Genomic DNA, 15,188 nt, shown 5'->3' with positions numbered 1-15,188 from the left:
GACGGATGACCAACAGTAAACCGGACGTCCAGCCGTGGCCGGACGAAGACTCGCGAGCGTCGGCCGCGCGGACGCTCCGCTCGGCGGCCCGCTGGTCGCTGCCCCCGCACCACTGGCAACGGCGCGACGCCAGAACCAGGACGGTCGCGACGGCCCTGCGCCAGCTTGAACAGGCACTCGCGGACCAGGACCCGCGCTTGTTCGCCGCCGCGGTCCGCGACCTGAGGTACTTCGCGGACCGCGCCCTTGGGGACACCGACACCCGCGCAGTCCTGGCCGGAAGCATCCCGCTCGCCGTGGACCCCGCAGACCCCTCCGCCGGTCTCGTGAACGGACCACCGACAGAGCTTCGGCTGCGCATCGACGTACTGATCACGGCGTTGGACGTCCCGGCCGAACTCGGCTCCGCCACGGTCACGGCACAGTCCCCGAGCCGGATCGATGAGTAGCCCCGTGCGGACTTTCTGGTACGCGCTGAGGCCCGGCGCGGGGTGACGCGGCGCGGCGGGTCCGTGTCCGCGCTCCGACCGTAGCCGAGACGCCGTCGCGGTCAGCTTTTGCCTGCTCTTCACCTCCGGTGCGAGCGACGCGCCGCGCTCTGCGAGAGCGTTCGGTGGCCGGTCGGGTGGAGTCCGCGAAGGGGATGGGGACCGGCCATCCTCCGACGCCGGGGGCTATCGGGCGTCGGGGGCTATCGGGCGTCGGGGGCTATCGGGCGTCGAAAATCTGGATGCGGCTGGTTGCGCGCAGCGCGAAGATGCCGATGCAGTCCGCCTGGCCGGTGGNGGGTAGCCACGCGTCACCCAGGTGGCTCGCCACGGAAACGCTGCGGCCGGACGCAATGCTGGTCTGCGCGATCCGGTTTCCCGTGGCGTCGAGATAGTAGAGCTGGATGAGCTGGGAGCTGCGGTTTTCCACCACGAGTTGCACCGGCGCCTGGAACAGGGACCGGATCCGGCCCTCCGACGAGCACGGGTACTGACTCGCTCCGGCGAAGGTGTACTGCAGCGGCCGGGGACCGGCCGGTGCCGTCCCGATGGGCGGCCGATATGGCGAGGTCGCGGCCCCGCCGACGGTGGCGAACGGCCACGGCGGAGCCGTCCGCGCGGTGGGGGACGGGCCGGCGTCCTCGGACGGCGTCGGGGTGGGCGATGGCGACCGGGTGGCAGATGGCGACCGGGTGGGAGATGAGGTGGGGTAGGAGATGGTCGGGGCCGGGGTGGGAGTGGGCCCGTCGGGCCCGGCCGTCAATCTGGTCGCGACGCCTACGCTGAAGGTCACCACCGCGAGAATGCCCGTGACCACCGCCCAGAAGGCGACGGCCCTGCTGCCGAGCAGGCCGCCGTCGGAACCACCGGAACTGCTCACAGGCCCCCCAACCCATGACGCACGGCCGCCGCGGATCCGGGAATCGACTGTGACCGCGCCGGATATCGCCGCCCGTGAAGTGATCTGATCGCACTGTACCCGCTGCCTCGGAGGCATCGGAGCGGTGCTGGATGGCACAGCGCGACGGAGCACGTCGGACTGGGCCCGTCGGACTGGGCCCTTTTCGGTACTACGGCGACGGGTTCGCCGCCGCGGCGATGAGGTCGACGGAATCGGTGCAATCGACCTGATCGAGATCCGGACGGGGCGTGTCCCGGAAGCCGGCAGGCGTGGCGAATCCCGGGAGATCAGTTCCCCGCGGTGGCGTCGGGAAGATACCGAGCAGGAAGCGGTCGGGTCGGACGACGGCGACTCTCGGCGCGTTCACTCTCGGCGCGCTCGGTCTCGGGGCGAGGGCCCGTGATGCAGAGCTTCCGTCCACGCCCGGGCTCCCCTGGCCCACGCGGCTCACGCGGCTCACGCGGCTCACGCGGGCCAGGGGGCTCACGCGGGCCAGGCGGGGGGCGGTCAGGAGGCGTACCAGGGTGCCGTCCAGGTCCTCGAAGACCGGGCAGGTCACCTCGGCGACCGCTCGCAGACCGCCGGGTGGCACGACAGCNAACGCGGTGGCGCCGCGCCGGTCCGCCCAGGCGCGCGCCGTTGGATCCAGGCCGGCGACGGGGTCACCGCCGAGGCCGATCAGTGTCCACCCGTCGGTAAGAAGATCGTCGAGCTGGCGGCGGTGGCCGTCGAGGGTACGCAGGCGGGGATTGGGCAGGACGAGGCCGGCGCCCGGCAGCGGGCCGGCGACCCGGCCGGGCAGACGGGGGCGCTGTTGGGTGGCACCGCCACGCAACGCCTGGCGCAGANCCGGGGTCCGGCCGAGGGTGAACAGGAGGGTGCGGGTGAGCCGGGAGAGGGCCGGGTCGGTCGTCTGCAGGACGCGGCCGATCCGGAGCGATCCGGCGATCACCGTCTCGACGTGCCGGCGTCGTTCCCGTTCGTAGCTGTCGAGCAGGTCGTCGCGGGCAAGGCCGCGCAGGATCTCGTCGAGTCGCCAGGCGAGGGCGGCGGCGTCACGGACGCCCGCGCCCAGGCCCTGCCCGCTGAACGGTGGCATGCTGTGCGCCGCGTCGCCGGCGAGCAGGACTCGCCCGCGCCGCCAACGGTCGGCCGTACGGGCGTGGAAGGTGTAGACGGCCGTGCGCGTGACCTGGACCTGGTCCGGGTCGACCCAGGGGCGCAGCAGCGCGCGCACGCCGGCGGGCGCGGCCATCTGCTCCGGATCCTCGCCGGGGAGCAACATCCACTCCCACCGGTGACCGCCGGGCATGGGCATGCTGACCGACGGGCGCCGCGGATCGCAGCTGTAGGTGAAGTACGGCAGGTGCGCCAGCGGCGCCGGGGTGGTGACGTCGACGACGAGCCAGCGTTGCGTGAAGGTTGATCCCTGGTAGCCGATGCCGAGCATGCGTCGCACGGGGCTCGCGGCACCGTCGCAGCCGACGACCCACCGAGCGCGTAGCCGGCTGCCGTCGTCCAGCTCGACGGTCACGGCGCCGTCGTCGCGGCCGTGGCCGTGGCGGGCCGCGTTCCCGGTGCCGGACCTGGTGTGCTGGTGCAGGGCGGTGACGGCGCGGCCGAGGTGAAGCCGGACCGTCGGCAGGGTGGCGATGCCGGCGCGCAGGTCACGTTCGAGGGTGGGCTGGTGGAAGAACGCGGCGGCGGGCATGCCGAGCTCGCTTTCGCCGAGACCCAGCTCGATCAGGACCCGCCGGCCTGGCCCGAGGATCGTGCTGCGCTCGGAGGCGTGGACGTGGTCGATCAGGTCACCGAGGCCCGGCAGCCGGACCAGGAGGCGCAGGACCTCCTCGTCGAGGCTCACCGCGCGGGGCAGTGGTACGGNCTCGTGCTGCGGCTCGACGACGGCCACCGACAGCCCGCGTCCGCCGAGCAGGGCGGCCAGCACCGCGCCGACCGGGCCGTAGCCCGCGATCAGCACGTCGACCTGCGGGTCGTCCTGGACCTGCGGGTCATCCCGGAGTTGCGGGTCATCCCGGAGCTGCGGGTCCTTGTGCGATCCGGCCGGCCGCGGTGATGGCAGCGACAGTGCCGGTCGCCCTGGGTCCAGCACCTGGACATCGTCGTCCACAGGTTCGTGTCCCTTCATGTGGCCGTTCCGCGAACCGTCCAGTGACGGAAGGTAGATGACCTTTCTGCGCTGCGCAACGGCCGGCTCCGCTGTGGCACGNAGTCTGTCCGTCAGCGGATACCGAAAGGCGAACGAACGCCTCCATCGGGTCCGCGAGGACGGTGAGCGCCCTTACCTGCACGGTTCAGGCCGACGTCGACGTCCGGGGGTGATTCCCGGCAGGATGCGGACATGAGGATCGAGCAGGGGCAGGTCGCAGTGGTGACGGGGGCGGCCAGCGGGATCGGGTACGGGCTGGCCGAGGCGCTCGCGGCCCGGGGCGTGGCCGTCGTCCTGTCCGACGTGCAGACCGACGCCGTCGAGCGGGCCGCCGCCACGCTCGCCGCGACGGGGGCCACCACGCTCGCGGTCGCGGCCGACGTCGGCGACGCCGACCAGGTGGGCGCCCTCGCCGCGGCCACGATCGACCGGTTCGGCCGGGTGGACCTGGTGTGCAACAACGCCGGGGTGGTGAGCCGGCCGGCACCGATGTGGGAGCAGAGCCTGGCCAGCTGGCGCTGGCTGATCGACGTGGCGCTGCTCGGGGTGGTCCACGGCGTGCACCACTTCGTGCCGCATCTGATCCGCCAGGGCGGCGGCCACGTCCTCAACACCGCCTCCGTCGGCGGCCTCATGCCGCTGCCGACGCTGACGCCGTACAACGCCGTCAAGCACGCCGTCATCGGGCTGACCGAGACGCTCAACCTGGAGCTTCGGGGGGTCGCTCCCACCCTCGGCGCGAGCGTGCTGTGCCCGGGGCCGGTGGCGACGGCGCTCGGCGAGACGTCGCGGGCGAACCAGCCGGCGGGGGCGGCGACGCCCGACCCGACGGACACCCTCGCCGACCGGGCGGCGCAGCGCGGCGCCGGCGTCCTGCTGCCGGCGGACGTCGCCCGGATCGCGCTCGAGGGCGTCGAGGCCGACCGGGTCCACATCCTCACCAACCCGGAGACGGCCGCGGGGGTGCGGGCGCGCGTCGAGGCGCTGCTCGCCGACCTCCCCTGGTAGGCCCCCGTTCCCGGGGACGGGACCGGGCCTGGACGACGCCCGGCGTGGTGCTCAGGCGAGCAGGAGCCGCTCCAGGCCGGCCCGCTGCTCGGGGGTGAAGGGCATCGAGTGCAGCCGGTCGTCGTCGACCTTCACCAGGGTCGCGGTCAGGCTCGCCGCCGGGTGATCGTGCTGGGTGAGTTCCAGGGCGAAGGTCAGCGAGCTGGTGCCGAACTTCGCCAGGGTGACGTCGAACAGGACGTCGCCGGTGAACAGCTCCCGGCGGTAGCTGCTGGCCACGTCGACGACGGCGAGGTCGGCGGGGGCGAGCAGCCCCGAACAGGTCGTCGCGAGCGCCCGCGCCCAGGCCTGCGAGGCGATCTCCAGAGCCAGGAAGAAGGGGACGTGGCGGTGCTGGCTCAGCACGCCGTCGCGGTCCGGCCGGTGCGTCACCGGCAGCGTGTACCGAAGCATCGCCCGCGGTGCCTCGCTCCCCCTGAAGGCCGCGCGGCACGGCCGCGGGCACTACCGATCCCGGGCCGCCCCGGTTGCTCGACCCGCCCGGGCTCGACCCGATGAGCTGCGCGTTCGGCCCTCATCCGGCGGTCGCGCCGCATTCCGACCCTACCGGTCGGCGGGGCTCGGCGTGCCGGAGTGGATGTGCCGGCTGGTCTGCGCCGAGACCGGGGCGGCGAGGATCGCCGTCACCAGATCGACGAGGTGACTGGCGAACAGGCGGTGGTCCGGGCGGTGGTGCTCCCGGGCGCGGGTGGCCAGCTCCCCGTTGAGGAAGCGGATCGCCGCGAACCGGCGGTGCAGCGGCGGGCCCACCGCGGCGGGCGGCAGAAAGGGCGTGACCAGGGCGCGCCAGCGGACCATGCTCGGCGCGGCCGACGCCGCCGCGAAGCTGGCCGCGAAGCGTTCGGGGCGCGCGGTCACCTCGGCGATGATCTGCAGGTACTCGGGTCCGCCGTCGTGATGGTCCAGGCGGGCCGCCTGGGGGAGCACGAGCGCGGCGGCCAGCGCGCGCAGCCCGGGCTCGCCGGCGGGCTCCCCAGCGGGCTCCCCGTCGAGCTCCCCAGCGGGCTCCCCGTCGAGCTCCCCGGGGGGCTCCCCGTCGAGCTCCAGGGCGTCGAGCAGGCCGAGCCGGTGGGTCTCGATGTCCCGGTGATGCCGGTCGATGATCGCGGCGAGGACGGCCTGCCGGTCGCCGAAGTGGTACTGCAGCGCGCTCGTGTTGAGCTGCCCGGCGGCCTTGCTGATCTCACGCATGCTGGGGCCGTCGATGCCGCCGGCGGCGAACAGCCGCTCGGCGGCCAGCAGCAGGTCGCGGCGGGTGTGCTCGCCGCTCATGCCGTCGCGATCCGCGCGCTCGCCCGGGCGAACAGCCGCCGGGCGGTGGCGCGCAACTGCCGGCCGACGGCGGGGTCGGCCTGGCCGGCGCAGGCGCGGGCGTAGGTCCCCTCCAGGATGATGCCGATCTTGTAGCCGGCGAGGACCTCGTACCAGGGCAGGGATCGCAGGTCCCGGCCGCTGATCTCGCCGTAGCGGGCGACGAGCTCGGCTGCCGTGGGGAACCCGTCCCAGGGACGCACGCCCGGTGCCCCGGGCGGCGGCCCCTCGGGACCGGGCCAGGTGGTGAGCAGGCCGCCCAGGTCGAGCAGGGGATCGCCGATGGTCGCCAGCTCCCAGTCGATGATCGCGGCGAGCGCCGGGCGGTCCGCCGTCACGAGCACGTTGGCGAGATGGTAGTCGCCGTGCACCAGCCCGGGGCGGAAGTCGTCGGGCCGGTGGGCGTCCAGCCAGGCGCCGATCGCGTCCAGCTCCGGCGCCTCGGGTCCCGGGTAGCCCGGCAGGGTGCGGTAGCCCTCGAGCTGACCGCGCCAGCGGCCGACCTGCCGTTCCAGGTAGCCGGCGGGTTTGCCCAGGTCGGCGAGGCCGGCGCCGGCGTGGTCGACGGCGGCGATCGCGGCGGCCCCCTCGGCCATCGCGAGACCCAGCCGGTGTCGCCAGCCCGCCGAGGTCCGGTAGCCGGCGGGCAGCTCGACCGTCGGATTGGCGCCGTCGACCGGTTCCATCAGGTAGAACGCCGCGCCCAGGACGGCCTCATCGGAGCAGGCGGCGATCAGCCGGGGATGCGGAACGTCGGTGGACGCCAGGGCGGCGAGCACACGTGCCTCCCGGCGCATCGTCCGGTCGCTGTCGGGCCGCTTGTGCACCGGCGGGCGGCGCAGCACGAACCGCAGCCCACCGCGGTCGAAGCGCACGAGCACGTTCTGGGTGCCGCCGGCGAGCCGCTCGACGGCGGTGATCGGCCCCGCCGGCAGACCCTGACCGTCCATCCACGCGGCCAGCCGGCCGAGGTCCACCCCGGGCACGGTGCCCGCCGGGTCGTCCGCGCCGCCGTTCATGCCGGCGCGGGGGCGGCGCCGTTGACGGGACCGCCGTTACCGAGCCCGACGCCGACGTTGTCGTTGTCGATGTCGTTGTCGTTGTCGACGGTGCCGAGGCGGCCCGCGAACTGGCGGAGGGCGGCCTCTCGCAGGGTGGGCAGGTGGTCGCTCGGGAACAGCGTCTCGACCGCGCGGTGGTCCTTGAGGACCTCGCGGGCGATCGTGACCCGGTGCACCTCGGTGGGACCGTCGGCGAGGCCGAGCAGCTCCGCGGCGACCAGCATCTCGACGAAGTTCATCTCGTTGGAGATGCCGAGCGCGCCGTGCAGGTGCAGCGCGCGGCGGGAGATGTCGTGCAGCACCTTCGGCATCGCCACCTTCACCGCGGCGATGTCGCGGCGGACCCGACGGTAGTCGTTGTGCTTGTCGATCAGCCAGGCCGTGCGCAGCACCAGCAGGCGGAACTGCTCGATCTCGATCCAACTGTCGGCGATCTGCTCCTGCACCACGCCGAGCGAGGCCAGCGGGCCGGAGCGCACCTGGCGCGACAGCGCCCGCTCGCACATCGCGTCGAAGACCCGGCGGGCCATGGCGATGGTCCGCATGGCGTGGTGGATGCGGCCGCCGCCGAGCCGGGTCTGGGCGATGGCGAACGCCCGACCGCGCTGCCCGAGCAGGTGATCGGCCGGGATGCGCACGTCGTCGTAGCGGACGTACCCGTGCGCGCCGAGCTCGGCCGCCTCGTGGCCGAGCGCCACGTTACGGATGATCTCCAAGCCGGGAGTGCCCGCCGNCACGATGAACATGCTGGCGCGCTCGTACNGGCCGGCGTCCGGATCGGTGATCGCCATGACCAGGAAGAAGCTGGCGTAGCGGGCGTTGGTGGAGAACCACTTCTCGCCCCGCAGGACCCAGGTGTCGCCGTCGAGGTGGGCGGAGGCGCGGAACAGCGTCGGGTCGGCGCCGGCCTGCGGCTCGGTCATCGAGTAGCACGAGCTGATCCGGCCGTCGAGCAGCGGCTGGAGGTAGCTGGCCCGCTGCTCGGGCGTGCCGAAGTGGGCGAGGATCTCGGCGTTGCCGGAGTCCGGCGCCTGGCAGCCGAACACCGACGGCGCCCAGCGTGAGCGGCCGAGGATCTCGTTGAGCAGCGCGAGGTGTACCTGCCCGTAGCCGGACCCGCCGAGCTCGGGGCCGAGGTGGGCGGCCCACAGCCCGCGCTCCCGCACGGCCTGTTGCAGCGGACGCACGATCGCGTTCGCCACCTCGTCGGTCTTGTCGAACGGCTCCCGCAGGACGTGATCCAGCGGCTNGACCTCCTCCCGCACGAACGCGTCGACCCACTCGAGCTGCTCGGCGAACNCCCGGTCCGTCTCGAAGTCCCACGCCATGACGTCGATTTCTAAGCCACCTGCTTTAGAACGTCAAGCGGAGGACTTAGGGGCGGGTCCGTTTGCGATCAAGGGGCGGTACGGGGGGCGGGCTGTTCCGTCGACCGTTGGGTTGACAAAAATCGGGAGCGATCTTACGGTCGGCGAATCCTCGCGGCGACGGTGCCGGGGGACCGGCCGCGCCGGTGCTGGAGGGAGATCGCCCCCGTGGACCTCTGCCTGTTCGCCCGGCCCGGCCTGGCTCCCGGCGGCGACTTCGACGCCTTCCTCGCGATGGCCCGGCAGGCTGACGCGGCCGGGCTGCACTCGCTGTGTTTCGGCGAGCACCTCGTGATGGCGCCCGACACCTCGCGCTACCCGTACGGGCCGTGGGGCCACCCGCCCGACACCGCCTGGCCCGATCCGCTGCTGTCGCTGGCCGCGGTCGCCGCGGTCACCGAGCGGATCCGGCTGTCGACCGCGGTGCTGCTCGCCCCGTTGCGGGCCGGCCTCGTGCTCGCCAAGGAGGTCGCGACGCTTGACGTGATCTCCCGCGGGCGGGTCGAGCTCGGCGTCGGGACCGGCTGGCAGCCCGAGGAGTACGCCGGCGTCGGGCTGGCCTGGGCGCAGCGGCGGCACCGCTTCGACGAGGTGATCGAGACCTGCCGGCTGGCCTGGGGCGAGCAGCCGTTCTCCCTGCCGCTCGCCGCCGCCCGCGGTGACGCCGCCGGCCGTGACGCTGCCGGCCGTGACGCTGCCCGCGGTGACGACGCTGGCCCTGGCGCCGGCCGCCTCGAGGGCCTGATCGCCCGGCCCGTGCCCGTCCAGGGCCGCATCCCGCTCTACTACGGCGTGGCCGCGACGGCGGCGAACGTCCGCCGCATCGCCCGTCTCGGCGACGGGTGGACGCCGGTGGGCGTCACCCCCGAGCAGGTGCGCGCCGGCGTGGCCGCGCTGCGCTCGGCGTACGCCGATGCCGGGCGCGACCCGGCGACGCTCGTCGTGCGGGTGCCGCTGCCGCCGGTGCTCGACGCGGCCGGGGGGATCGACGCGGCGCGCACCGTCGCCGCCGCCGAGCCCTACCTCGAGGCCGGGGCGACCATGGCCGTCGCCGGCCCCAACCACCGCCTGCGCTCGGCCGCGGAGGCGGGAGAGCTGATCGAAGGCCTTGCGGCCGCGGCGAAGGCACTCTGAGCAGCCACTTCATCACAACTGTTGCGCGGGCCCATCGGAAGATCCAGGATCGGAGATCATCATGAGTCTGCGGGGGAGGGTGGCACTCGTCACCGGGGCGGCGTCGGGCATCGGCGCCGCTACCGCGAGGGTGCTCGCCGCCGACGGGGCCAGGGTCATCGTCGCCGACATCGACCAGCAGGGGGAGGCGGTGGCGAAGGAGATCGTCGCGGCCGGCGGCGAGGCCATCTTCCACCGGGTGGACGTGCGCCGCGCCGACGAGGTGCGGGCGGCCGTCGCCGCCGCCGAGTCCACCTACGGCCACCTCGACACGGTGATCGCGAACGCGGGCACGGTGGGCGGTCCGGCCGTGGCGCGGCGACTGGAGGACCTCGACGAGGAGCGGTGGACGGCCATCCTCGACATCAACCTCGCGGGCACCATCCGCACCTTCGCCGCCGCTGTCCCGGCCCTGCGCCGCGCGGGTGGCGGGGCGATGTCGGCGACCGCGTCGATCGCCGGGCTCACCGGCGTGGCCGGGCAGGCCGCGTACAGCGCGTCGAAGGGCGGCATCGTCGCCGTCGTGCGGGCCCNCGCCTTCGAGCTGGTCACCGATCGGATCCGGGTCAACTGCGCGTGCCCGGGCGGCGTCGCCACCAACCTGCTGGCGAACACCGACGTGCTGCCGGTACTCATGGCCCAGGCCGAGGCGCAGGCCCGGGCGGACGCGGCGGAGGCGCCGGCGTCGGTGTCGGCCTCGGCCGGGCCGGTCGGCGGGCCGGGGGCGCAGGCGCTGATGAACCGGGCCGCGGACCCGGCGGAGGTGGCACGGGTGCACCGCTTCCTGGTCTCCGACGAGGCCTCGCTCGTCAACGGGCAGGCGGTCGTCTGCGACGCCGGCAGCTCGGTGGCGAACCTCTGGATGGTCATCGACCGCTGATCCGGCGTAATCGCTGATCCGGCGAAAGCGGTGATCGGACGACAACGCTGATGGGACGAAAAGGAGAAGCTGCATGCCAGACTTACCGGACGACCGCGGGCCGGCCGAGATCGGCTGGCGCGCGGGCAGGGTCCTGTACCGCTACTGCCGGGCGATCGACCAGGGCGACGCGGGCGCCCTGCGGGAGGTCCTCGCCCCGGACGCCGCCCTCGTGGTGGCCGGCGGGACCGTCGAGGGCGGCCCGGGAAGCGAGCAGGTCTTCGCCGGGCGCGACACCGTGGTGGACATCCTCGCCTCGCTGTTCGACCAGCGGCAGTGGGCCCGCCACCTCGTGTCCAACCTGCTCGTCGACGTCGAGCCCGACGGCTCCGTCGACGTGCGCAGCTACTTCCAGTACTGGCTGGGCCGGGCCGACGGCACCGCCCACGGTGTCGGCGATTATCACGTGACGATGCGCGAGGCCGACGGTCGCCTCGCGATCACGACCCTCTCGGCGACCATCCTCGAGGAGATCACTCTGCCCGCCGCGGCGCCGGCGGTCTCGACCGCGGGAGCAGCGAGCGCATGACGATCCTGGAGACCGAGTCGATCGACCTGTACTCCCTGGCGAGCTTCGAGCACGGGCATCCGTACGGGCTCTACGCCCGGCTGCGCGAGCATGATCCCGTGCACTGGAACGACGAGCCGAACGGGCCGGGCTTCTGGGCCGTCACCCGCTGGGAGGACATCCGCGCCGTCAACCGCGACGACGAGAACTTCTCCCACTGGCCGGTCTCCATGATCGAGGACTTCATGGAGACCGAGGACAAGTCGATGGTGAACCTCGACCCGCCGCTGCACACGGTGATCCGCCGCGCGGTCGTCCCCGGGTTCATGCCCTCGGCGGTGCGCCGCCGGATGACCCGCTTCGTCGACGCCGCCGAGGCGATCGTCGCCGAGATCCGCCCGGCCGGCGGGTGCGATCTCGCCGTGGACGTGGCCGGGAAGATCGCGGCCTACGTGACGGCCGACGTGCTGCGCATTCCCCGCGACGACGCGGTGCGCCTCTACGAGTACATCGAGATCGGCCTCGGCGGCGGCGCCTACACCGAGCAGGAGCGCCAGGGCGCGACCGAGGCGTTGATCCAGTATTCGATCCAGGTGTGGGAGGACCGCCGGGCGAACCCCGGCGACGACGTCTGTTCGATGCTCGCGGCCTGCGAGCTGGACGGGGCGCCGATGAGCCTGGAGAACTTCTCGGCCAACATGACCCTGCTCATCGTCGGCGCCGGCGACACCACCCGGCACCTGATCGGCGGCGGCCTACACGCCCTGTTCACCCATCCCGACCAGCGCGAGCTTCTGCTGGCGGACCTGGACGGCCGGATGCCCGCCGCCGTCGAGGAGATGCTGCGCTGGGTCACGCCGGTGGTGTACAACCGCCGGACCGCCCTGCGCGACGTCGAGATCGGCGGGCGGCGCATCAGCGCCGGGGACAAGGTGTGCGTCTACTACGGCGCCGGCAACCGGGATCCGGGGGAGTTCACCGACCCGGAGCGGTTCGACATCACCCGCACGCCCAACCGCCACCTCGCCTTCAGCGGCCTCGGCCAGCACTTCTGCCTTGGCGCCCACGTGGCCCGGGCGGAGGCGATCGCGATGATCACCACGTTGCTGCGGGCCTTCCCCGACATCCACCCCGACGGCGAGATGGAGTGGACCCGGTCGAACTTCGTCATGGGCCCCGCGCACCTGCCCGCCACCTGGTGACGGCGCCCCCCCCCGGGGGGGGGCGGGCTCTCCCCGGTCGGGTGACCGGGGAGAGCCCGCGCCGGGCGGCGGACCGCTACGGGGTGATCTCCCGTCCGCAGCGGTCTCGGTCGACCACGTCGAAGGCCGTGCCCGTAGGGTTGACCTGGACGAACGAGTAGCAGTTCGTCGTCCTGCCGAGCCCGTGGGCGATGTCGATCGGCGCGATCAGACCGTCCGCGTCGTAGTCCGTCACCGACCGCAGCCCGTCGATGAACGCCCGCCGGGTGGGGCAGGGCCCGGCCGTCTCCAGCCCACGGATGAACATGTCGGTGTCGACGTAGGACATCAACGCGAAGTCGTGCTGCGCCTGCGGGATCTGGGGGGCGAAGCGGGTCACCGCCTTCTCGTAGGTTTCGACGGCGGCGCCGCCGAGTTCGAACGGGCGGTAGAAGACGGGGATGACGAGCCCGGCCATCTGCGCGCCCGCGGTCTCCAGGAGTTGCCGGTCATAACCGGTGACCGCCATGACGAGCCCCGGTAGCCGACCGGCGCCGCNCAGGGCGCTCAGCACCTGGAGGTAGTCGGGCGGCTGGATGAGGAAGATGACCGTGTCGGCGCCCGACTCGGCGATCCGTCGCGCGGTTTCCGCGGGATTGTCGGCCTGCGACGAGTAGCTCAGGATGCCGGCCAGGTCGAGCCCGGCGGCCCGGATGCTCTGGTCGTATTTCGAGGTGAGCTCCGAGACGCTCGCGGACAACGCGGCCTGAACCAGCAGGACGCGTTTTCCCCCACGGTTGTGCACGAAGGTGCCGAATGTGTCGACCGCGTTCCCGTCGGTATAGGAGAACGAGAACATGTTCCGGTAGTGCGACCAGATGTTCTCGGTCGCGATTCCGGTCACGGGGACGCCACGGTCGGCGAGGTACTGGGCGCTGCCGCTGGCGGAGAAGGAGGACTCGATGACGCCGAAGACGTTCTGCCGTTCCACCAGGGTGCGGGCACCCTGGCTGTTCGCGTCGGCGGTCCCGCGGTCGTCCTGCCAGTCGTAGACGATCTTCCGGCCGTGGACGCCGCCGCGCTCGTTGGCCAGGCCGATGCGGGCGTCGATGCCGGCCCGGGAGGAACTGAAGGTAGGCGCGAGAACACCGGAGTCGGGATAGAGCAGCCCGATTCTCACCTCGTTCGGCGTGACTCCGGGACTGACGCACCCGGCCGCTTTCGCCTCATGGGACGCACAGCCGGTCAGCGTCGCGGCGGCGAGCAGGGCCAGTGCGGGGGCTAGGCGGGAACAGCGGCGCATAAGAGGGGAAACTCCGGGGTCGGACGGTCGTCGGGGGAAAGGGCATGGGTCAATTCGCCGTGCGTCCGGTCGAGCGGACGGGCGCCCGGAATGGGGCCGCCAGGGAATGCGGCATCGCCGCCGGCGGCGGCCGCCGGGCGGGAATGCGGTATTGGTATCGAACGGGTATCCGTCATCTCGGCAGCTTAGGGTGCACGTATACAGCAGGTAAACCAATATGCCGGCGGGGCATGAGCGGGATTTCCGGCCGGCCGCGGGCCGCCGGGCGAGTGCCCACCAGGGCATCGTCGCGGGTCGGCCGGCAACCACGGCCCGCCCGCGTCACGACACGCCCGGTTCTCTTCGGCGAAGCCGCCTGGCTGCCGCGCGACCATCGCGACGCAACGCGGTGGCCATCCGGCGGACCGCCATTTCACGGTGCTTCGGACCAGCGGCGGCGGGGATCTGTGGGTGAGCGAGTGCGTGATCAGCTACGACGGCGTGCCGTCCCACCCGGTGAGCATCATGGAATTCTCCGGCGGCCTCGTCGTCCACGAGACCCAGTACTTCGCCGACCCCTTCGCCCCGCCCCCGTGGCGGGCGGCACTGGCCGAGCCGATGCCACACCGCTCGCCCTGATGCGGGCGCGGCTGTCAGGCCAAGGCCGGGTGGGTTGACCGCGTTCCGCNGGAGTGTCGGTCGGAGTGTCTGTCGAGCCGGCGCCGCGATCGGCCGCCGCGGTCAGCCGTCGCGGTCAGCCGGCGTGAGCGGCGTCGCGGCGCGTGCGCGCTCGGGCCGCCAGGTCGCGGCAGAGCACGGCGAAGTCGAGGCCGGCGGCGTGNAGGCCCATCGGCCAGGTGCTCGTGTCGGTCATGCCGGGGGCCACGTTCACCTCCAGGAACTGCGCGACGCCGGCCGCGTCGACGATCATGTCGGTGCGGGACAGGTCGCGCAGGCCCAGCACGCGATGCGCGGTGACGGCGGTCGCGGCGGCGGCGCGCAGCACCGCGTCGTCGAGGCGGGCCGGGGTGAAGAACGCGGTCGCGCCCGCCGTGTAGCGGGCGGCGTAGTCGTACACCCCCGCGGCCGGCTCGATCTCGACCGCCGGCAACGCGACCGGCCCGTCGCCGGTGTCGACGACGCCGACGGTGATCTCGATGCCGGCGACCGCCCGTTCGATCAGGGCCGAGTCGTGGTAGCCGAAGCAGCTCATCAGCGCCTCGGCGAGTCCGCCCGCGTCGTCGACCCGGCTGACCCCGAACGCCGACCCGCCCGCGCGGGGCTTCACCACGACCGGCAGTCCCAGCCGGGCGACGATCCGCTCGATCAACGCGGCGGCGCCCAGGTCGTGGAACGCCTCGCGGGGCAGCGTCACCGCCGCCGGCGTCGCCACCCCGGCGGCGCCGACGGCCGCCTTCGCCGTCGCCTTGTCGAACGCCACCCGGCAGGCCGGCGGCGCGGCGCCCACGTAGGGCAGGTCGTAGAGGTCCAGGACCTCGCGGATCGTGCCGTCCTCACCCGACGTCCCGTGCAGCACGGGGAACACCACGTCGGGCGGGTCGGCGGCCAGCGCGGGCAGCGTCGCGGCATCGACGTCGGCCAGGTCGGCCTCGACCCCGATGCGGGTCAGCGCGTCGCGCAGCCTCCCGCCCGATCGCAGCGACACCTCGCGCTCGGGCGAGAGCCCCCCGGCGAGGATCAGCACACGGCCCAGATCGGTCATCATCGCGTCCTTCGCGGTGTCGGGCACATCAGGGCC

11 protein-coding genes and 11 pseudogenes are annotated in these 15,188 nt (G+C 73.2%); 8 read left to right on the top strand and 14 right to left on the bottom strand.

Annotated features, from left to right (window positions below; genetic code table 11):
* Nucleotides 1–5 precede the first annotated feature (5 nt).
* Nucleotides 6–449, top strand: coding sequence for a hypothetical protein (locus FF86_RS13225; protein WP_128423291.1), 444 nt, complete (start codon nucleotides 6–8; stop codon nucleotides 447–449).
* 337 nt (nucleotides 450–786) lie between these two features.
* On the opposite strand, the pseudogene FF86_RS13220 reads toward FF86_RS13225, so the two are convergent.
* From FF86_RS13220 to FF86_RS47595, 4 pseudogenes are all read right to left on the bottom strand, one after another.
* Nucleotides 787–1,368: pseudogene (locus FF86_RS13220) on the bottom strand (hypothetical protein); the annotation flags it as partial.
* A 620-nt stretch (nucleotides 1,369–1,988) separates the two neighbouring features.
* A pseudogene (locus FF86_RS47605) lies at nucleotides 1,989–2,237 on the bottom strand (3-(3-hydroxyphenyl)propionate hydroxylase); the annotation flags it as partial.
* A gap of 1 nt (nucleotide 2,238) precedes the next feature.
* Nucleotides 2,239–3,273: pseudogene (locus FF86_RS47600) on the bottom strand (FAD-dependent monooxygenase); the annotation flags it as partial.
* Nucleotide 3,274: 1 nt separating this feature from the next.
* Nucleotides 3,275–3,538 (bottom strand): annotated as a pseudogene (locus FF86_RS47595) (hypothetical protein); the annotation flags it as partial.
* 213 nt (nucleotides 3,539–3,751) lie between these two features.
* On the opposite strand from FF86_RS47595, the gene FF86_RS13210 reads away from it, so the two are divergent.
* Nucleotides 3,752–4,567: an SDR family NAD(P)-dependent oxidoreductase gene (locus tag FF86_RS13210; protein WP_044884978.1), complete on the top strand. Its 816-nt coding sequence runs from the start codon at nucleotides 3,752–3,754 to the stop codon at nucleotides 4,565–4,567.
* Nucleotides 4,568–4,618: 51 nt separating this feature from the next.
* Here FF86_RS13210 and FF86_RS13205 read toward each other — a convergent pair whose 3' ends face one another.
* The 6 genes and pseudogenes from FF86_RS13205 to FF86_RS62305 all read right to left on the bottom strand — a co-directional run.
* Nucleotides 4,619–5,020, bottom strand: coding sequence for a thioesterase family protein (locus tag FF86_RS13205; protein ID WP_044884977.1), 402 nt, complete (start codon nucleotides 5,018–5,020; stop codon nucleotides 4,619–4,621).
* 150 nt (nucleotides 5,021–5,170) lie between these two features.
* Nucleotides 5,171–5,899, bottom strand: coding sequence for a TetR/AcrR family transcriptional regulator (locus FF86_RS13200; protein WP_044884976.1), 729 nt, complete (start codon nucleotides 5,897–5,899; stop codon nucleotides 5,171–5,173).
* Entirely contained in the window at nucleotides 5,896–6,957 is a 1,062-nt protein-coding gene (locus FF86_RS13195) for a phosphotransferase family protein (protein ID WP_044884975.1), read from the bottom strand. Before FF86_RS13195 ends, FF86_RS13200 begins: the two co-directional genes overlap by 4 nt.
* Nucleotides 6,954–7,732, bottom strand: a pseudogene (locus FF86_RS47590) (acyl-CoA dehydrogenase family protein); the annotation flags it as partial. The gene FF86_RS13195 and the pseudogene FF86_RS47590, both read right to left, overlap by 4 nt.
* A 30-nt stretch (nucleotides 7,733–7,762) precedes the next feature.
* Nucleotides 7,763–8,248: pseudogene (locus tag FF86_RS47580) on the bottom strand (acyl-CoA dehydrogenase family protein); the annotation flags it as partial.
* 1 nt (nucleotide 8,249) lies between these two features.
* Nucleotides 8,250–8,298, bottom strand: a pseudogene (locus FF86_RS62305) (hypothetical protein); the annotation flags it as partial.
* Between the two features lie 236 nt (nucleotides 8,299–8,534).
* Here FF86_RS62305 and FF86_RS13185 point away from each other — a divergent pair.
* The 5 genes and pseudogenes from FF86_RS13185 to FF86_RS13170 all read left to right on the top strand — a co-directional run bounded on the left by FF86_RS13185 (nucleotide 8,535) and on the right by FF86_RS13170 (nucleotide 12,168).
* The gene (locus tag FF86_RS13185) at nucleotides 8,535–9,500 is read left to right on the top strand and encodes an LLM class flavin-dependent oxidoreductase (protein WP_242418690.1); all 966 of its coding nucleotides are present in this window, start codon (nucleotides 8,535–8,537) and stop codon (nucleotides 9,498–9,500) included.
* Nucleotides 9,501–9,561: 61 nt separating this feature from the next.
* Nucleotides 9,562–10,072, top strand: a pseudogene (locus FF86_RS47575) (SDR family NAD(P)-dependent oxidoreductase); the annotation flags it as partial.
* A gap of 1 nt (nucleotide 10,073) precedes the next feature.
* On the top strand, nucleotides 10,074–10,419 hold a 346-nt coding region (locus FF86_RS47570), incomplete at its 5' end, for an SDR family oxidoreductase (RefSeq protein ID WP_242418689.1).
* Between the two features lie 73 nt (nucleotides 10,420–10,492).
* Nucleotides 10,493–10,987, top strand: coding sequence for a nuclear transport factor 2 family protein (locus FF86_RS13175; RefSeq protein WP_044884972.1), 495 nt, complete (start codon nucleotides 10,493–10,495; stop codon nucleotides 10,985–10,987).
* Complete coding sequence (locus FF86_RS13170; protein ID WP_044884971.1) at nucleotides 10,984–12,168, top strand: cytochrome P450; 1,185 nt, start codon at nucleotides 10,984–10,986, stop codon at nucleotides 12,166–12,168. Before FF86_RS13175 ends, FF86_RS13170 begins: the two co-directional genes overlap by 4 nt.
* Nucleotides 12,169–12,244: 76 nt before the next feature.
* Here FF86_RS13170 and FF86_RS47565 read toward each other — a convergent pair.
* A pseudogene (locus tag FF86_RS47565) lies at nucleotides 12,245–12,705 on the bottom strand (ABC transporter substrate-binding protein); the annotation flags it as partial.
* A gap of 1 nt (nucleotide 12,706) precedes the next feature.
* On the bottom strand, nucleotides 12,707–13,327 hold a 621-nt coding region (locus tag FF86_RS47560; RefSeq protein WP_242418688.1), incomplete at its 3' end, for an ABC transporter substrate-binding protein.
* 486 nt (nucleotides 13,328–13,813) lie between these two features.
* On the opposite strand from FF86_RS47560, the pseudogene FF86_RS13160 reads away from it, so the two are divergent.
* Nucleotides 13,814–14,068: pseudogene (locus FF86_RS13160) on the top strand (nuclear transport factor 2 family protein); the annotation flags it as partial.
* 115 nt (nucleotides 14,069–14,183) lie between these two features.
* On the opposite strand, the pseudogene FF86_RS62300 reads toward FF86_RS13160, so the two are convergent.
* Both FF86_RS62300 and FF86_RS13155 read right to left on the bottom strand, forming a co-directional pair.
* Nucleotides 14,184–14,270, bottom strand: a pseudogene (locus FF86_RS62300) (hypothetical protein); the annotation flags it as partial.
* Between the two features lies 1 nt (nucleotide 14,271).
* Nucleotides 14,272–15,152, bottom strand: an 881-nt coding sequence (locus FF86_RS13155) for a D-alanine--D-alanine ligase (RefSeq protein ID WP_242418687.1), incomplete at its 3' end; no start/stop codon positions are given.
* Nucleotides 15,153–15,188: the final 36 nt, after the last annotated feature.

Origin of the sequence: Frankia sp. CpI1-P (genome assembly GCF_001421075.1) — a bacterium.
GTDB lineage: Bacteria > Actinomycetota > Actinomycetes > Frankiales > Frankiaceae > Frankia > Frankia torreyi.
The sequence above is the reverse complement of the archived record's forward strand: the minus strand, read 5'-3'. Positions and strand labels throughout refer to the sequence as shown.

What these genes read in the sequence shown, in the direction of transcription:
- FF86_RS13175 (WP_044884972.1), top strand. Translation starts at nt 10,493, where the DNA reads ATGCCAGACTTACCGGACGACCGCGGGCCGGCCGAGATCGGCTGGCGC.
- FF86_RS13200 (WP_044884976.1), bottom strand. Translation starts at nt 5,899, where the DNA reads ATGAGCGGCGAGCACACCCGCCGCGACCTGCTGCTGGCCGCCGAGCGG.
- FF86_RS13170 (WP_044884971.1), top strand. Translation starts at nt 10,984, where the DNA reads ATGACGATCCTGGAGACCGAGTCGATCGACCTGTACTCCCTGGCGAGC.
- FF86_RS13195 (WP_044884975.1), bottom strand. Translation starts at nt 6,957, where the DNA reads ATGAACGGCGGCGCGGACGACCCGGCGGGCACCGTGCCCGGGGTGGAC.
- FF86_RS13205 (WP_044884977.1), bottom strand. Translation starts at nt 5,020, where the DNA reads ATGCTTCGGTACACGCTGCCGGTGACGCACCGGCCGGACCGCGACGGC.
- FF86_RS13210 (WP_044884978.1), top strand. Translation starts at nt 3,752, where the DNA reads ATGAGGATCGAGCAGGGGCAGGTCGCAGTGGTGACGGGGGCGGCCAGC.
- FF86_RS13225 (WP_128423291.1), top strand. Translation starts at nt 6, where the DNA reads ATGACCAACAGTAAACCGGACGTCCAGCCGTGGCCGGACGAAGACTCG.